At 43.5% G+C, this 17,173-nt stretch carries 12 protein-coding genes; 6 read left to right on the forward strand and 6 right to left on the reverse strand.

What is annotated here, in order from left to right; translation table 11 throughout:
* Positions 1-9: 9 nt before the first annotated feature.
* Positions 10-1,233 (reverse strand): lipoprotein-releasing ABC transporter permease subunit, encoded by a 1,224-nt coding sequence (locus CXF86_RS18100; RefSeq protein WP_101089634.1) that lies wholly within the window; start codon positions 1,231-1,233, stop codon positions 10-12.
* 207 nt (positions 1,234-1,440) lie between these two features.
* On the opposite strand from CXF86_RS18100, the gene CXF86_RS18105 reads away from it, so the two are divergent.
* The 3 genes from CXF86_RS18105 to CXF86_RS18115 all read left to right on the forward strand — a co-directional run bounded on the left by CXF86_RS18105 (position 1,441) and on the right by CXF86_RS18115 (position 6,599).
* The gene (locus CXF86_RS18105; protein ID WP_101089633.1) at positions 1,441-2,025 is read left to right on the forward strand and encodes a hypothetical protein; all 585 of its coding nucleotides are present in this window, start codon (positions 1,441-1,443) and stop codon (positions 2,023-2,025) included.
* Between the two features lie 90 nt (positions 2,026-2,115).
* The gene (gene mfd / locus CXF86_RS18110) at positions 2,116-5,589 is read left to right on the forward strand and encodes a transcription-repair coupling factor (RefSeq protein WP_101089632.1); all 3,474 of its coding nucleotides are present in this window, start codon (positions 2,116-2,118) and stop codon (positions 5,587-5,589) included.
* Positions 5,590-5,591: 2 nt separating this feature from the next.
* The gene (locus CXF86_RS18115; protein ID WP_101089631.1) at positions 5,592-6,599 is read left to right on the forward strand and encodes a peptidoglycan binding protein CsiV; all 1,008 of its coding nucleotides are present in this window, start codon (positions 5,592-5,594) and stop codon (positions 6,597-6,599) included.
* Positions 6,600-6,635: 36 nt separating this feature from the next.
* Here CXF86_RS18115 and CXF86_RS18120 read toward each other — a convergent pair whose 3' ends face one another.
* The 3 genes from CXF86_RS18120 to nagZ form a co-directional block, all read right to left on the reverse strand.
* Positions 6,636-6,911, reverse strand: a complete 276-nt coding sequence (locus CXF86_RS18120; RefSeq protein ID WP_101089630.1) for an acylphosphatase — start codon at positions 6,909-6,911, stop codon at positions 6,636-6,638.
* Between the two features lie 199 nt (positions 6,912-7,110).
* A complete protein-coding gene (gene ycfP, locus CXF86_RS18125; protein ID WP_102039689.1) occupies positions 7,111-7,650 on the reverse strand; it encodes an alpha/beta hydrolase YcfP in 540 nt (179 codons plus the stop codon).
* 78 nt (positions 7,651-7,728) lie between these two features.
* Positions 7,729-8,742 (reverse strand): beta-N-acetylhexosaminidase, encoded by a 1,014-nt coding sequence (gene nagZ, locus CXF86_RS18130; protein ID WP_102039690.1) that lies wholly within the window; start codon positions 8,740-8,742, stop codon positions 7,729-7,731.
* A 380-nt stretch (positions 8,743-9,122) separates the two neighbouring features.
* On the opposite strand from nagZ, the gene CXF86_RS18135 reads away from it, so the two are divergent.
* Entirely contained in the window at positions 9,123-10,499 is a 1,377-nt protein-coding gene (locus CXF86_RS18135; RefSeq protein WP_101089627.1) for an L-serine ammonia-lyase, read from the forward strand.
* Positions 10,500-10,595: 96 nt separating this feature from the next.
* Here the strand turns inward: CXF86_RS18135 and cysB are convergent, their stop codons facing one another.
* Positions 10,596-11,570: an HTH-type transcriptional regulator CysB gene (cysB, locus tag CXF86_RS18140; RefSeq protein ID WP_101089626.1), complete on the reverse strand. Its 975-nt coding sequence runs from the start codon at positions 11,568-11,570 to the stop codon at positions 10,596-10,598.
* Positions 11,571-11,795: 225 nt separating this feature from the next.
* Between cysB and CXF86_RS18145 the strand changes: the two genes are divergently transcribed.
* Complete coding sequence (locus tag CXF86_RS18145) at positions 11,796-12,572, forward strand: hypothetical protein (protein ID WP_102039691.1); 777 nt, start codon at positions 11,796-11,798, stop codon at positions 12,570-12,572.
* A 148-nt stretch (positions 12,573-12,720) separates the two neighbouring features.
* On the opposite strand, the gene topA is transcribed toward CXF86_RS18145, so the two are convergent.
* Positions 12,721-15,432, reverse strand: coding sequence for a type I DNA topoisomerase (gene topA, locus CXF86_RS18150; RefSeq protein ID WP_101089624.1), 2,712 nt, complete (start codon positions 15,430-15,432; stop codon positions 12,721-12,723).
* Between the two features lie 333 nt (positions 15,433-15,765).
* Between topA and astB the strand changes: the two genes are divergently transcribed.
* Positions 15,766-17,103: an N-succinylarginine dihydrolase gene (gene astB, locus CXF86_RS18155; protein WP_102039692.1), complete on the forward strand. Its 1,338-nt coding sequence runs from the start codon at positions 15,766-15,768 to the stop codon at positions 17,101-17,103.
* The last annotated feature ends 70 nt before the right edge of the window (positions 17,104-17,173 follow it).

Consider the following 17,173-nt stretch of genomic DNA (forward strand, 5'->3'; position numbering starts at 1 on the left):
GTTAACTCACTATTCATGTCTAAGGGCACTCGCTGGCTGAACATTCGCGGCTCTTAGCGCCGGGTAAATGGTGGCTAATAGGGTAATGACAAGTGTGCCTATGACTATCGAGCTCAATTGATTAAAGTCGAGCTGTACTGGCAAATTCTGACCTGCGCCAAGAATAGAGATCCCTAACGCATTAGTGATCTCATTTAAATTAAGGGTTAATAACGCCCCCGTTGCCACCCCAGTAATCAAGCCTATGATGGCATTAAGCGAGCCTTGGATCATAAAGATCCCCATCACATTAGCCGTCGATAAGCCCTGGGTTTTTAACACGGCAACATCAGTAGTTTTATCCACAACCATCATCACTAACGCAGAGACGATATTAAACGCGGCGACCGCAATAATAAGGCTAAGCATTAATGACATCATGTTCTTTTCCATTTTAACGGCGCCAAACAGGTGACCATAAGTGTCATGCCAATCTGTGGTGGTCACTGTGTGGGAAAAATAATCCACCACGCTCGGGGCAATTTTTGCGGCATTGAAGGGATCATCAAGATAAACACGTAACTGTTTTACTTCACCGGCTTTTTGGCGCATTAAGCGCTGTGCATCGTCATGATGGATATAAGCGACGCTAGCATCAACTTGAGACCCCATTTCAAATACACCCGCCACGGTGAACTTTCGCTGGCTTGGCACCGGACCTAACGGCGTATAGACCACGCCATCTCCGCTCAGGACTCGTATTTTATTACCGACAACCACATCAAGTTTACGTGCCAGCTCAGCGCCCAATATAATTTGATACTTGCCAGAGAGCAGCGCGTCGAAGTTACCTGCATAGGTATTGCGCGTAAGGCTAAGCAGATTTTTTTCCTGTTCTGGGTATACACCGTAGATTTGCGCTGCGCCAATATTAGAGGCCGATTGCAGCATCGCTTGAGTCGACACACTCGGCGCGGCGCCCTGCACCCCTTTTAAGGCTGACAACTGAGTCACATCTTGCTGCCAATGTTCTAACGGTACGGGAGAATGAATCGTTAGTTGCGGCACGGCACCTAAAATGCGCTTTTTAAGCTGCCCTTCAAGACCATTCATCACGGAGCTAACAACAATAAGTGCAGCCACTCCAAGCAAAATGCCTGAAACAGAGAATATGGTAATAAACGATGCAAAAGCATTGGCTTTTCTTGCTCGCCAATAACGGTAGCCAATATAAAATGATAATGAAAAATTCATTAAAAAAACCCAAATAAAGTCAACTCAATTCTGGTGCCAATACGATTGATAATAAAAAGATAATAACCTCTCTCATTTCAAACAATACTGCTCAGAGATACTCTAGAAATACAAAAGGAGAAGCAATTACGCCTCTAACCTTGCTAAATCATAAAGATGCGCATGATAATAGGGGTATTAGCCCCCTAAAGACAAGAGGCAAAACCATTGTTAAATGACTCTACCGCCTATTTTAGTATTAATCATGCTTTTGATGTCTATTTACAAGCTTGGGACAGCGGCCAACCTCTCCCGTCAGTGGAACAGCTGAGTTTTATGCTACCGCCGAGCCTACAACTTATCAGTGATATTAAAGTACTCGAGTCTGACTGCCTGTTGCAGTTGCGACACCTTGATGATGATGCCAAAACCGTTGTTGAATTCTTGAAATTACAATCTCGAAAAATTGATATGGTTTTACAACACGTTATCGGTAAAGAGGAGTATGAAGGCGACTACTATATCGGCAGTCATTTTGGGGGCAGCTCAATTAGATTAACCACCAATGAAGCGATAACAGTTGGTAGCCAGTTTAAAGTTAGCTTGAATATCAAAGAGGAGCTAGTCGCCCTGATCTGTTTCGCGACAGTGCAAAGCTGTTCATTGATAACCAATGAAGCAGAAGAAGCGCCGCAGGCCTTTAGCATTGAATTAGCTTTTAGTGTCATTCAAGACGCTGATGTGGAACAGCTGGTAAAAGCCAGCTTAAGCCTACAACAGAAACAACTAAAATTACGAAAGATAGCCCTGTAATCTAAAACCAGTTTTAACTGGCCAGAGCGACGGCAAGCCACTACAATACCAAGCAACTTTGCTGTTATTGGACTCGTTTCCTCGCCCTTAATGAATGCTTTTTCCGTATTGACTCCACCAGCAGTCAAGAGTGCTAAATTAGCACAAACGCTGTGTACTCTTGGTGGCGCTGCTCAAGCGCTTACGATCGCTAATATTGCTAAGCAACATCAGAACGTGACACTTGTTGTTACCGCAGATACGCCTAGTGCCATTGCGCTAGAATCTGAGCTAAATTATTTGCTCAGTGAAGCAGCAATTTCAATATGGCTATTTCCAGACAGGGAAACCCTCCCCTATGACAGCTTCTCTCCCCATCAAGATTTAGTCTCACAACGTCTTGAAGCGCTTTCGAGGATCCCTCAAGCGCAGCAAAGCGTAGTCATAGTGCCAATCACCACGTTAATGGTCAAGCTGCCCCCTAAATCCTTTTTGAGCGGTAATGTGCTTATTTTGGAGAAAGGCGATAACTACCAGCTGCATGATGTTAGAGAGCAATTAATCAATACTGGTTACCACAGTGTTGAGCAAGTATACGAGCACGGTGAGTTTGCGGTTCGTGGTTCGATTATCGATATTTTCCCTATGGGATCAAATCAACCATTTCGTATTGAGCTATTTGATGACGAAGTCGAATCTATTCGACATTTCGATCCAGAAACCCAACGTTCTAGCCACGAGCTACCATCGATTCGACTGCTGCCCGCGAAAGAGTTTCCCACTGACAATGCTGCCATTGAAGGCTTTAGACAGCGTTATCGTCGCCGATTTGAGGTTCTCGTCAAAGAACCTGGCTCTATTTATCAAATGGTCAGTAAAAAGACCATGCCCGCAGGAATAGAAAATTACCTGCCGTTGTTTTTTGATGACACTGCGAGTCTGTTCGATTATTTGCCAGAAAAAACGCAATTAATCACTGTCGGTGATATTGAGACTGCCACCCAAGCTCATCTGCATGAAGTTGAAACTCGCTATGAAGATAGACGCGTGGATCCACTGCGGCCTTTATTAAGCCCGCAAGAGCTTTACCTTTTGACAGAACAGATCTTTAGCGCCTTTAAAGGATTGCCAAGATTTCAGTTAAAGACAGCGCCTTTTACCGGTACCGCAATTGAGGCAAAAGCATTAAAACTGCCTGACCTAGCTGCAAATCATAAACTGAAACAACCTCTTTTGCTCCTTGAAGAGTATGCCGCCTTAGGCGAGAGGATGTTATTCAGTGCCGAATCAGAAGGTCGCCGTGAAGCCCTTTTAGAGCTGCTCGGTAAGATAAAACTAAAGCCAACGCTATTTAGCCACTTTAACGAATTTGCTGCCAGTAAAACCAAATTAGGGCTGATTGTTTCACCCCTGTCTCAAGGTTGTGTGATTGAGAAAAAGACCGGTGGAAAATTCAGCTTAATTTGCGAAACGGAGCTGTTTGGTCAACGCATATCGCAGCGCCGCCGTCGAGACAAACAACGCCAGATCAGTAGTGATGCACTGGTTAAAAACCTTGCTGAGCTAAAAGTGGGCCAACCAATAGTCCATCTAGATCATGGTGTAGCGCGCTATCAAGGCCTAGAAACACTTGATACCGGTGGGCTTGTTGCCGAATATCTCGTGCTTGAGTATTCTGGCGGTGACAAACTTTATGTTCCCGTGTCCTCTTTACACCTCATCAGTCGCTACAGTGTTGGCCCCGATGAAGAGGCAAACCTCAATAAGTTAGGCAACGAAAGCTGGACTAAAGCGAAACGCAAAGCCATTGAAAAAATTCGTGACGTCGCGGCTGAATTATTAGATGTTTATGCCCGCAGGCAATCAAGGCCGGGTGAGGCTTGTCATATTGACCAAGAAGAGTACGCACAATTTGCCGGTAGCTTCCCGTTTGAAGAAACCGTCGATCAAGAAACTGCGATATCAGCAGTTATAGAAGATATGCGCACTCCCATGGCAATGGACAGATTAGTCTGTGGCGATGTGGGTTTCGGTAAAACAGAAGTGGCGATGCGCGCCGCATTTGTGGCCGTTAATGACGGTAAACAAGTGGCTATTCTGGTCCCAACGACTCTACTTGCACAACAACATTTCGAAAATTTCCAAGACCGTTTTGCTGATTGGCCTTTTAAGATAGAGGTTATGTCACGTTTCAAAACAGCCAAAGAACAAACCCAGGTCATGAAAGACTTAACCAATGGCAAAGTGGATATTGTGATAGGTACTCACAAGCTGTTGCAATCAGAGGCTAAGTTCGAGAACTTAGGCTTACTGGTTATTGACGAAGAGCACCGTTTTGGCGTGCGACAAAAAGAGAAGATTAAGGCACTGCGTGCCAATGTCGATATCCTTACCCTTACCGCCACGCCGATCCCACGCACATTAAACATGGCGATGTCAGGCATGCGTGACTTGTCGATTATCGCCACCCCCCCCGCCAAGCGTTTAGCCGTAAAAACCTTTATCCGTGAATATGATGAAGCTACGATTAGAGAAGCGCTCCTTCGTGAGATTTTACGTGGTGGCCAAGTCTATTTCTTACATAATAGCGTGGAAACGATTGAAAAAAGGGCTGCAGAAATAAGTGAGCTGCTACCCGAAGCACGTGTTGTAACTGCACACGGACAGATGCGTGAACGCGAACTCGAGCGAGTGATGTCTGATTTTTATCATCAACGCTTTAATGTATTAGTCTGTACCACGATTATTGAAACCGGTATTGATGTTCCATCAGCAAACACCATTGTAATTGAACGAGCAGACAAGTTTGGTTTAGCGCAGCTGCATCAATTGCGAGGCCGTGTTGGTCGCTCGCATCACCAAGCATATGCCTATTTGATGACACCACATCCTAAAAGCATGACTAAAGATGCGCGTAAGCGATTAGAAGCCATTGGCGCACTCGAAGATCTTGGTGCTGGATTTATGTTGGCAACCCAGGATTTAGAGATCCGCGGCGCAGGCGAATTGCTCGGTGACGAGCAAAGTGGTCATATCTCTAAGATAGGTTTCACCCTTTATATGGAGATGCTTGAAGAGGCCGTTAAGATGCTCAAAGACGGTAAAGAACCGTCTCTCGATCAGATGCTGCGTCAACAAAGTGAAATCGAGTTGCGGATCCCAGCCCTATTACCTGAAGATTATGTCAGTGATGTTAATATGCGTCTTTCGCTATACAAACGCATCGCTAACTGTAAAACAGAGAAAGCCGTCGATGAATTAAAAGTTGAGTTTATTGACCGTTTCGGTATGTTGCCCGAGCCCACTAAGAACCTAATGGCGCTAACACTCTATAAGCACCTTGCTACGCAACTGGGTCTTCGAAAGATCGAAATGCATGCAAAAGGTGGTAGCATAGAATTTGGCGACAATAATAAAGTGGATCCCACCTTTATTATTGGTTTATTACAGAACCAGCCGCAAATATATCGAATGGATGGCCCCAATAAGCTAAAATTCAGCATGCCATCAGAATCAGCCAAAGATAGGCTAGCACTCATAAAACTGTTACTTGAGCAGTTGTCTCAACATCGCATTGGAGAATAATCGTGTTTAGACTATCAACAAATAAGTTAATAATCGCCCTCGCTGCTAGCGTTATTTCTAGTCTGTCGACAACAGCCTTTGCCCAAGAAGAGCGCTGGTTTGAAGTCGAGATCTACCTATATGAGCACAACGCGCCTACAACTGAGCAATGGCCAGATGAAGTCATTAACTCACGTCAACGTAAAACTGTCGATTTTATTACCCCGATGGTGAGTACTGATTTAACCGCAGTTAATATGGGGCTTAATGGCTGTACCTCTGCGGATTGGGCAACTGACAGCCTAAATTGTAATGAGCAGCTTAACTCAAATAACCAAGTTAAATCGGTAGCAGACATCCCGATGCTGATTGCAGCACCTAAACCCGCGACCGCTTATTTAGGCGATGGCGCTGTTTTATTGGCAGAAAGCCAAAGCCAATTTAAAGACATTATCGCGACATTAAAACGAGAGAAAGGCAATAAAAGCCTACTGCATATGACATGGCAGCAATCCATGCTTCCAAGAAACAAAGCCATTCCCGTTAAATTATATTCAGGAAATGATTACTCCAAGGATTATGAGCAAAATGGACAACCACTGCAGCTCAGTAATTTGAACGACGAATTGCCACAGTTTGATTTTATGAGCAGTGGTTTATTAGCTGATACCAAAAAACCAGTATGGAAGCTAGATGGGACCCTTAACATCTATCTTGAACATTATCTGTTCATAGAAACTGCATTTAATTTACGTCAGGAGGGTGAGAAAACGGTTACCTTGGCTTATCACGACCCAGAAAGTTTTAGCAGTGATAACCTCACAGCGGAAACTGGATCTGTAACAACTCCCTTTTTGTATTCGATTCCTATGAATCAAAATAGGCGCGTTAGAAGCGACGAAGTGCATTACTTTGACCACCCGAAGATGGGAATGATCATTCAGATCCGAAAAATGGAACAACCTACCGCGCAAACTGAGATTGATATGACGAATCGTATCAGTAGCACCAGTGAAGCAAACCGCTTTTAAAGCGAATATATTCCCCAACGTGTTGGGTATCGCTCACTACAACTGCACAATAGAAAAGTCGAGGTAGATATCATCTGCCTCGTCATCTTCAACATAAACCCTATCGACTTTGGCTAGCGGTGCGCCGCTTTGACACCAATTAATCAACTTATCAACTGCAGGGTAGCTACCTTGTGCAAGCACTTGAACTGAGCCATCAGCAATATTACTCACATAACCGGTTAGACCCAGTGTCGTCGCTTGAAGCAATGTTTTTTGACGAAAAGAGACACCTTGAACCTTTCCAGTGATCTTAATAATGACGCGCTTCATAATTAACACCCACTCCGTAATATCAGTCTATGTAGAGAGAATAATGTTTGCTGCTAACCACTCATTCACCCAGCGCAAGGCTTAGGCTGCTTTTAACAACTTAGCCTATAGTTCACCATTGAGCAAAGTTGTGCAGACACATAAATCCACTAAATTCAAATGGCTTTAGTGGATTACAATCACCTATCGATAAAATAGCTTAACCAGCTTTAAAAGCCTTGATCCTATTTAACCGCGCAGCAAGCGAAGTAAACTTGTGGCTCTGTTCTTCATCCCATACGATATCGTAATAATCTTGTAATTGATTAGCAGTAGCATCGTTATCATTAACTTCATCATTTCGCGATAAAATACAAAGTGCTTTTTGACGGTTTAGCTCGCGGAAATCAGTGACACATTTATTGGCAATATCGGTGTACTCTTCGGGCCTGTCTATTCTGTTAACCATATTATGTTGTGGGGCGAGGTTAGGATTAATCAATACCGACTTAATCTTGTTTAAAAATCCTATCCTTTCCGCCCAAAAAGCCCCTAAACCAACACCAATAATGAGTGGTGATGGATCATCTGAAGCAATAATATGTTTGCTAACTTCATTCAATAAATACTGCATATCATTTCTAGGATGCTGCGTACTGTAACTAACCAAACGCACATCTTCGTCAATAAATTGCAGTTGACGCATTTTATCGTGATTACCGGGGCTGGTTGCATCAAACCCATGTAAATACAGGATCATATAACGCTCCTCTGTCTATGCGAGTATATTAATAAGAGCTAACCTAACAAGCTAAGCGATAGAGTTCGTTGCGCTGCATCAATTTTTTAAAACTTTAGCAGCAATTGCCTTCGCTTTTTCCCAACGTTCATTATCTTGCAGTGCATTCGCCACAACCAACAAATTAGGTTTTAACTGGTTAGCAGTGATCTCTTGCTCTTGCTTAGGCCATTTAACACCATGGAGTACTTCGGTAGCGCCTAAACTGTCGTTACAGACCAATATCATGTTGCAACCTGCATCAATGGCAGCCTGCGCCCGCGCACAATAGCCTCCAGCAACAGCGGCTCCTTTCATCCCTAGGTCATCAGAGAAGATCACGCCGTTAAACCCAAGTTCTTTACGCAGCACATCTTGCAGCCAAAAAGTAGAGAAGCCAGCGGGGTTTGCATCAACATTAGGATAAATAACATGTGCAGGCATGATCCCTTGCAGTCGTTCCTTCGCTATCAGCTGTTTAAACGGCTGCATGTCATTAGCAAAAATAGCCTCTTTTGATCTTAAGTCAACTGGTTTAGCGATGTGCGAATCAGCCTCGACACTGCCATGCCCTGGAAAATGCTTACCCACACTTGCCATTCCAGCTTGCTCCATTCCAGTAATAAATGCATTTGCGAGTAATTCGACCTCAGCTTTATTATCACTAAAACTACGCTTGCCAATCACTTGGCTAACACCATTGAGATCAAGCACAGGGGCAAAGCTCAAATCGATATCGATTGCGAGTAGCTCTATTGCCATTAAAAATCCAAGCTCTGTCGCCCAAGCGCTTGCCAGTCTGAGATCGCCTTTAGCCGCAGGTAATATATCGCCCATTGCGGGTAATATGGTGAAATCGTCTCTAAAACGTTGTACCCGCCCCCCCTCTTGGTCGACCGCAATTAAAATATCAGCACGAACAGCCCTTATAGACTGAATGAGCAGTATCAATTGGTTGCGATCGGCATAGTTACGGCTAAACAAGATAAGGCCACCAATCATTGGGTGGGATAGTTGTTTTGCTTCATCATCACTTAAAAATGTTGACTCAACATCTAACATCAAATAACTCATATGACCTCTAAAAATTCATTAAGGGTAGTACCCATGCAAAAAAAGGAGCAAAAAAACGCAAAAAAGGTTCAAGAATAACAACCCATATCATTGTTAAATAATGCTTTATTCGCGTAAAGCTAAACGTGACATTACAAATTACACATGCCACACCAAAATTAGTTTTTCTAATGCTTTATAACTAAATTAAAAAAAACTAATGCTATATAAAAAGAAAAAGTATGGGATACTTTTTACACCAATTAATTCAAGCAACTAAGATTAACATTAAGCATAAGTTTTTTACGCTGATTAATCGACATATACAACCATATGTTCAATTAACCACACGGTAATGATCTTAGTGATATTGGGTATAACTAGAACAATAAAGGTTTAGCATGATTAGTGTATTCGACATGTTCAAGATAGGCATTGGCCCATCAAGTTCACATACTGTAGGCCCGATGAAAGCGGGTAACATATTTATTAAAGATCTCACCAAACAAGGTCTTTTTGAAACGATTGATGAGTTACGTTCAGAGCTGTTCGGTTCATTAGGTCAAACAGGTAAAGGCCATGGCACCGGTAAAGCCGTTATACTCGGCTTGATGGGAGAAGCACCTGATACCGTTGATACCGATAAGATTGACGCTATTTTAGAAAATGTTAGCAATAATGAAAAGCTATTGTTGAGTGATGGCCGTGAAGTGAAATTTTCTCGTGCAAACGGTGTCACCTACCATCGACGTAAAAGCCTACCCGCTCATGCTAATGCCATGACCCTTTATGCTTATACTGACGGGAAATGCATCTATGAGCGTACCTACTACTCTGTTGGTGGTGGCTTTATTTTGGATGAAGATGAAATCAAAGCCCAAGATGCCTCTCCAGCTACCCCCATCAAATCTGCTCCTTATGATTTTGAGTCAGCTCAACAACTTCTTGAACTCTGTACCGAAAACGGCTTTAGTATTTCATCATTAATGATGGCTAATGAGCTCAGTATCAATGACTCTGACGCCATACAGAAACAGCTGTGGGAAATTTGGCAAACCATGAAGTCCTGTGTTGAACGTGGTTACCAAAAAGAGGGTATCTTGCCCGGTGGATTAAAGCTAAGACGCCGTGCGCCATCGCTTTATCGTCGCTTAAAAGCGGAAGGTAAAAGCGTGGTAGATCCTTTTACTGCCATGGACTGGGTAGACTTATTTGCGCTTTCAGTCAATGAGCAAAATGCGGCTGGCGATCGCGTTGTCACCGCTCCCACAAACGGCGCAGCAGGCATCATTCCAGCCGTCCTTAGCTATTACGATATGTTCGTGCAAGAAGTGGATATGGACGTTTGTTGTCGTTACCTGCTTACTGCAGCTGCTATTGGTATTCTTTACAAAAAGAACGCATCAATCTCAGGTGCTGAAGTCGGCTGCCAAGGCGAAGTCGGTGTGGCTTGTTCAATGGCCGCAGCTGCGTTAACTGAGATCATGGGCGGTACTATAGAGCATGTTGAAAATGCCGCTGAAATCGGCATGGAGCATAACTTGGGCTTAACGTGCGATCCTGTCGGTGGTTTAGTACAAGTTCCCTGCATTGAACGTAACGCAATGGGCGCAGTTAAAGCCATTAACGCTTCGCGCATGGCAATGCGCGGAGATGGTAACCACAAAGTGTCTCTAGACAAAGTCATCAAGACGATGATGGATACCGGTAAAGATATGCGTAGCAAGTATAAAGAAACCGCTAAAGGTGGCTTGGCTGTTAATATCGTAGAGTGTTAATTCACACTCTTTCCATAAAAAAACCTCGCTATTGCGAGGTTTTTTTATGGGCTATTGAACGCTGTTGACTCAATGACGGTTCGTCATTGAGCTTAACTACCTGACTGGCAGTTGCATATCTTCAAACATCGCTTCAATCTGCTGTGCATCCCGCAAACCGACGGCTTTTTCGACAACCGTACGAGTTAAATGAGGTGCAAAATGCTCAATAAAGTCGTACATGTAAGTTCTTAAGAAATTACCCTTTCTGAAGCCAATCTTGGTGGTACTGTGAGCAAACAGGTGGCTTGCATCAATAGCGACTAAATCTTTATCCATATGCTCGTCTATTGCCATTGAAGCAATCACACCAACACCTAAACCTAATCTAACATACGTTTTAAGCACATCGGCACTGGTTGCACTAAAGACAACACGTGGCTCAAGACCTGCGCGGTTAAATGACTTTTCAATCTCTGAGGCGCGATCAAAACCAAATACATAAGTGACTAATGGGAAACGACCGAGATCTTCAATGCTGATATGGCTTCTAGAGGCTAACGGGTGATCACGGGTTACCACTATTGAGCGGTTCCAGTGATAACACGGCAACATAATAAGATCGCTATAAAGGTGCATCGCTTCAGTGGCAATGGCAAAATCTGCATCACCACGGGCAGCCAATTCACTGATCTGTGATGGTGTGCCTTGATGCATATGCAGGTTAACCTTAGGGTAGCGATCAATAAATCCTTGAATAATATGCGGTAAAGCATAACGGGCTTGAGTATCTGTGGTGGCAATATTCAATTCACCTTGATCAGGCTTAGTGTATTCCTCTGCCACTTTCTTAATGCTTTCTACTTTACCCAGAATGTCATTAGCGATGCTAATCACCTGCAGACCAGCAGGCGTAACATGGGTTAAATGCTTACCACTACGGCCAAAAATTTGAATACCCAGTTCATCTTCAAGCATACGCACTTGCTTACTAATACCAGGTTGAGAAGTATAGAGGTTTTCCGCGGTCGCAGAAACATTGAGGTTATGGTTAACCACCTCTGCAATATATCTAAGTTGCTGCAACTTCATCTTTAGTCCTTCTCTTTGGTAGGCTTACAGATCCATGAATAGATAAGCAATGACGCATTTAGTATAATTATTCGTTATAGTATAACCGAATAATTATACTTAAATGGAATATAGCACAATAGTCAACTCCTGCGAACTGATAATAGCCAAACCATGATGAAGTGACTATCCTAGAATGTTGATTTATAGTAGCATTAAAAGCACTGTAAAATATTTGGACCCTCTATGATTATCGTTTCAGTCTTTGTCTTGATCGGTGTTTTACTGCTTCTTATTATCGGCATTAGCATCATTCAACAACAAAAAGCACGTGTGGAAGCTGAAAGACGCACAGAGCTTGCTCGACAGAGGGCGATCATTGATGAAACAGAAGATGTGCTTTCTAACACTGGGCTTATTCCTTGTTCCAGTAATATAATACTCGTGCTATATAAAAGAATAGAAGAAGCACTCAATATTGCCGCCTCATTATCCTCTGCGCAAAAAAATGATTATGAACGCCGACTATACGATTTGCGCAGCCAGATAGAAGTACTCAACAATGCTCCTAAGTCTACCCCTGCCATTGAGCTGTTTAGGCTACCTGATAATGATAGACAGGTGCTCACGTTAGTTCAGACGCTTAAGAAAATGAAAGCAATACTCAGATCTGAGCATAATAAGGGACGAGTAGAGCCCGCTATCTTTAGCCAAGAAGAGCAGACCATAGACAACCTTCAACTTAGAATTAACGTTGACTCAATGCTTGCAAGAGGAAGAGCAGCTTGCTTTATGAAGCAGTACGGATCCGCCAAGCAGATGGTCACCAAAGCTTTGTCGACCTTGCATACCATTAAAGCACAAACGCCCAATGATCCTTTCATTGCAAAAAAAGTCGATGAAGCTAAAACAATGTTAGACGAGATTATGGGGGCACAGAAATTAGCCCAGCCACAAGTTGCCAAACCTAAAGCAGATGAAGATGACATTGACGTGCTGTTCCAGCCAAAACGGAAGTGGTAGTCATTGATACAATAAGCGAAAAATGGTCATTGGTCTAATCAGAAGCTAGACAATTGACCAAATATACTCAAACAACTTGAGTATAAAAAAGACATTAAAAAGCCCCGATATATTCGGGGCTTTTTATTAAGCTTGCAAACCTAGTACATTACTCTGCTTCAGGTTCTGCTTTAGGTTTTGCTTTAGCCTTTGGCTTAGCTTTGGCCTTTGGCTTAGCTTTGGCTTTAGGTTTTGCCTTTGCCTTAGCTTCAGCAACCCACTTACCGTCAATAAACTTGGCATTCCACCCCGTCGCTTTACCATCAACATCAGTCGCAACGTATTGCTCTTTTGTCTTTCGGCTAAAGCGCACAGACGCTAAATTACCATCATCATCAGCAACCGGTGCATCAGCAAGGAAAGCGTACTTAGGCCATAACAGCTCTCGGTACTTCACCAGCTCTTCCACTAATGGGCCACGCGTTTCACGCGACTTAGGGAAAGTGCTGGCAGCAAGGAAGATCCCTGCGGCGCCATCTCGTAATACAAAATATGCATCAGACTTAATACATTTAAGGTCTGGCAGGTGAATTGGGTCTTCTTTTGGTGGCGCTGCTTCACCGCTTTTTAGCAATTTACGCGTATTCTTACATTCAGAATTAGTGCAACCAAAATACTTACCAAAACGACCATTTTTAAGTTCCATATCGCTTTGACAACGATCGCACTCAATAAGTGGCCCTTCATAGCCTTTAATCTTAAACTGTCCCTCTTCGATTTCAAAACCTTCACACGTTGGGTTATTACCACAAATGTGCAATTTACGTTTTTCATCAATGAGGTAGCTATCCATTGCAGTGCCGCATATACCACAGCGATGTTTCGCTCGTAATGCTTCAGTTTCCGCATCTTCACCGCTTTCACTTACCGCTTCTTCGCCAGGCGTTAAGTTTAAGGTCGTCTTACAACGCTCTTTAGGTGGCAACGCATAACCTGAACACCCTAGGAATACACCCGTTGTACCGGTGCGAATACCCATTGGACGCTCACAGGTAGGACACTTAATATCTGTCAGTACCATTTCATTAGGACGCATACCGCCCTCTTCAGGTGGTAATTCAGCGTGCTCTAACTGCTTGGTAAAGTCTTTATAAAAACCATCGAGTACTTTCTTCCAATCCAGCTTGCCTTGAGCAACATCATCTAACGTCTGCTCCATGCTTGCGGTGAAATCATAACTCATTAAATCTTGGAAGCTGCCGACAAGTCTGTCACTGACAATTTCACCCATTTTCTCAGCATAGAAACGACGGTTATCAACCTTAACGTAGCCTCTATCTTGAATGGTCGAAATAATCGTTGCGTAAGTAGACGGACGACCAATACCCCTTTTTTCCAGCTCTTTAACTAATGAAGCTTCACTATAACGTGCCGCTGGCTTAGTAAAGTGCTGCTTAGGCAAGAGCTCTTTGAGCTCAACTTTATCGCCTTTAGCGACGACAGGCAGTGTATTGTCTTCTTCGTTCTTTTTCTTAACGGCAATTTGAACTCGCGTCCAACCGTCAAAACGTAATGTACGTCCAGTGGCTTTTAGCTCGTAGTCACCCGCTTTTACCGTAAGACGACTAGCGTCATACTTTGCAGGCGTCATCTGACATGACACGAATTGACGCCAGATCAGCTCATACAAACGCTGAGCATCACGCTCCATATCACTCAAAGATGCAGCTGTTACTTTCACATTCGACGGACGAATCGCTTCGTGAGCCTCTTGTGCACCCTCTTTGCTACCATAGCGAATTGGAGCTTCAGGCAAATACTTGTCACCAAAATCTTTACCAATCATTTCGCGCACATTATCTAGTGCTTCTTGGCTCAAGTTGGTTGAATCGGTACGCATATAAGTAATATGGCCCGCTTCGTATAAGCGCTGCGCCATCATCATGGTCTTTTTAACACCATAACCTAAACGCGTACTTGCAGCTTGCTGCAGCGTTGAGGTGATATAAGGTGCTGACGGCTTGCTTTGCGTTGCACGGTCTTCACGTGCTGCGACAACAAAACTAGACTGCGACAATGCACTTACTGCAGTGTCAGCTTCAGCTTGAGTCACCGGGTTAAAAGCTTTGTCCTGGTACTTAACTACCTGCATTTTTAGCATGTCATCGGCTAAGGTATTTAACTCAGCATGAACATCCCAAAACTCTTCAGGCACAAACGCTTTAATTTCGCTCTCACGCTCAACAACCAACCGAACGGCGACTGACTGAACTCGACCCGCAGATAAACCACGCGCCACTTTTTTCCAAAGCAACGGTGAAGCCATAAAACCAACGACACGGTCCAAGAATCGACGCGCTTGCTGCGCATTGACCATATTGGTGTCCAGCACCGACGGCTGACTAAATGCGTCTTGAATCGCTGATTTAGTGATTTCATTGAACACAACGCGTTGATAGCGTGACTCGTCTCCACCAATCACTTGTTGGAGATGCCATGCAATAGCCTCCCCCTCTCTATCCAAATCGGTTGCGAGATAGATGTGGTCAGCAGATTCAGCGAGTGCTTGTAACTCTTTTACGACTTTCTCTTTGCCTGGAAGCGTTTGATATATCGCTTTCCAACCGTTGTCGGGGTCTACTCCCATGCGTGCGACTAAAGCTTGTTTAGCTTTTAAACTCTTATATTCAGCCTTCTCCTCTGGAGACATCTTCTTGACTTCAGCTGGTGTTTTACTGATCACCTTAGCGTCTTGACTCGACGATGTAGGAAGATCACGGATGTGACCTACACTCGACTTAACGATGAAATCTTTGCCTAGATATTTATTAATAGTCTTGGCTTTGGCCGGTGATTCGACGATTACTAACGATTTACCCATAGATTACTTTGCGCCAACAAGTTTCAAAACTCTGAAAATTTTCCCCATATATAGAGGGTTGTGTAAAAACTTTCAAGCTAATCCCTCTTTTATTTGAACTGGAGTACCATTTTCAAGCGTTTTTGAAATAAATGTGAAAAAAATTAGTGCTTATTTAAAAACTAATATTTCATTATTAGTCATCAAGTAAGTATTAGTTGTGAATTTTGATGCAAATTCACCATTTTTATAAATTATACCCAGCTTGTTTAGGCTTTGAGCTTAAGTATACTGAGCTCAATAATTACAACTCAGGAATAGAAATAGCACCTGAGCTACCCTAAAGGATAAAGAATGAAGCATTTTGAAGCCAATTTCGACGGACTTGTTGGCCCAACACATAATTACGCGGGTTTATCATTCGGCAACGTTGCCTCTTTAAACAACGCCGCCGCGACATCTAGCCCTAAAGATGCTGCCAAACAAGGGATCAAAAAAGCCAAAGCACTTGCAGACTTAGGTTTAGTACAAGGTATGCTTGCCCCTCAAGAGCGCCCAGACCTTCACACACTGCGTAGAATCGGTTTTACCGGCTCAGATGCTGCAGTATTAAATAAAGCTGCCAAAGAAGCTCCTGCGTTGTTACGCGCATGCTGCAGTGCCTCAAGCATGTGGACTGCAAACGCCGCAACGGTATCACCGAGCGCCGATACTCACGACGGTAAATTGCATTTCACTCCAGCAAACTTAGTCGATAAACTTCATCGCAGCATTGAACCTGTGACTACAGGTAATATTCTTCAAGCTACATTTAACGATAGCCGTTATTTCAAGCACCACCAACATTTACCTGAACACGCAAGTTTTGGTGATGAAGGTGCAGCCAACCATACTCGTCTTTGCAGTGAATATGGTCATGCCGGTATTGAACTATTCGTTTACGGTCAAGAAGCGACGAATCCTTCTGCGCCGAAACCACAAAAGTTTCCAGCACGTCAAACATTAGAAGCGTCCCAAGCCATTGCTCGTCTGCATCAATTAGATGATGACGGCACGGTATACATGCAACAAAATCCAGATGTCATTGATCAAGGTGTGTTTCATAACGACGTCATTGCAGTCGGTAATCAAAACGTTCTTTTTTATCATGAGCAAGCATTTTTAAATACACAAGCTAAATTTGAAGAGATAAAACAAAAGTTTGGTGAATCACCATTACATTTTGTCGAAGTACCAACGGCAAAAGTCGCGATCCAAGATGCGGTAAGAACCTACCTGTTCAATACTCAAGTGGTCACATTACCGTCTGGTGAAATGGCAATCATTGCGCCGACTAACTGCCAGAAAAACCCCGCTGTACATGCCTACTTAAGCGAGTTAGTCACGTTAGGAACACCGATAAAACAGGTCCATTACTTTGATGTGAAGCAGAGCATGCAAAATGGCGGCGGGCCAGCATGTCTGCGACTACGCGTGGCGATGAATCAAAATGAAGTGGCCGCTGTTAACCAAAATACCCTGATGAACGATGCGTTGTTTACGCGACTAAACTTATGGGTTGATAATAATTACCGTGACCGCTTATCAGTGGCCGATTTAGCTGACCCGCAGTTACTGATGGAATCTCGTACAGCACTTGATGAACTCACACAGATCATGAAGCTAGGTAGCGTGTATCAGTTCCAGAAGTAATTGCTTTCAACCAAAAAACTACCAACTGCATTTAGGTAGATTTTTACTACCTAAATGCACATAATAAAAA

The organism is Shewanella sp. GutCb, from assembly GCF_002836135.1.
Taxonomy (GTDB): domain Bacteria; phylum Pseudomonadota; class Gammaproteobacteria; order Enterobacterales; family Shewanellaceae; genus Shewanella.

Bases quoted from the DNA above. Each gene is read 5' to 3' on its own strand.
- CXF86_RS18100 (WP_101089634.1), bottom strand. From the start codon at position 1,233: ATGAATTTTTCATTATCATTTTATATTGGCTACCGTTATTGGCGAGCA.
- mfd (WP_101089632.1), top strand. From the start codon at position 2,116: ATGAATGCTTTTTCCGTATTGACTCCACCAGCAGTCAAGAGTGCTAAA.
- CXF86_RS18120 (WP_101089630.1), bottom strand. From the start codon at position 6,911: ATGAAGCGCGTCATTATTAAGATCACTGGAAAGGTTCAAGGTGTCTCT.
- ycfP (WP_102039689.1), bottom strand. From the start codon at position 7,650: ATGATCCTGTATTTACATGGGTTTGATGCAACCAGCCCCGGTAATCAC.
- nagZ (WP_102039690.1), bottom strand. From the start codon at position 8,742: ATGAGTTATTTGATGTTAGATGTTGAGTCAACATTTTTAAGTGATGAT.
- CXF86_RS18135 (WP_101089627.1), top strand. From the start codon at position 9,123: ATGATTAGTGTATTCGACATGTTCAAGATAGGCATTGGCCCATCAAGT.
- cysB (WP_101089626.1), bottom strand. From the start codon at position 11,570: ATGAAGTTGCAGCAACTTAGATATATTGCAGAGGTGGTTAACCATAAC.
- CXF86_RS18145 (WP_102039691.1), top strand. From the start codon at position 11,796: ATGATTATCGTTTCAGTCTTTGTCTTGATCGGTGTTTTACTGCTTCTT.
- topA (WP_101089624.1), bottom strand. From the start codon at position 15,432: ATGGGTAAATCGTTAGTAATCGTCGAATCACCGGCCAAAGCCAAGACT.
- astB (WP_102039692.1), top strand. From the start codon at position 15,766: ATGAAGCATTTTGAAGCCAATTTCGACGGACTTGTTGGCCCAACACAT.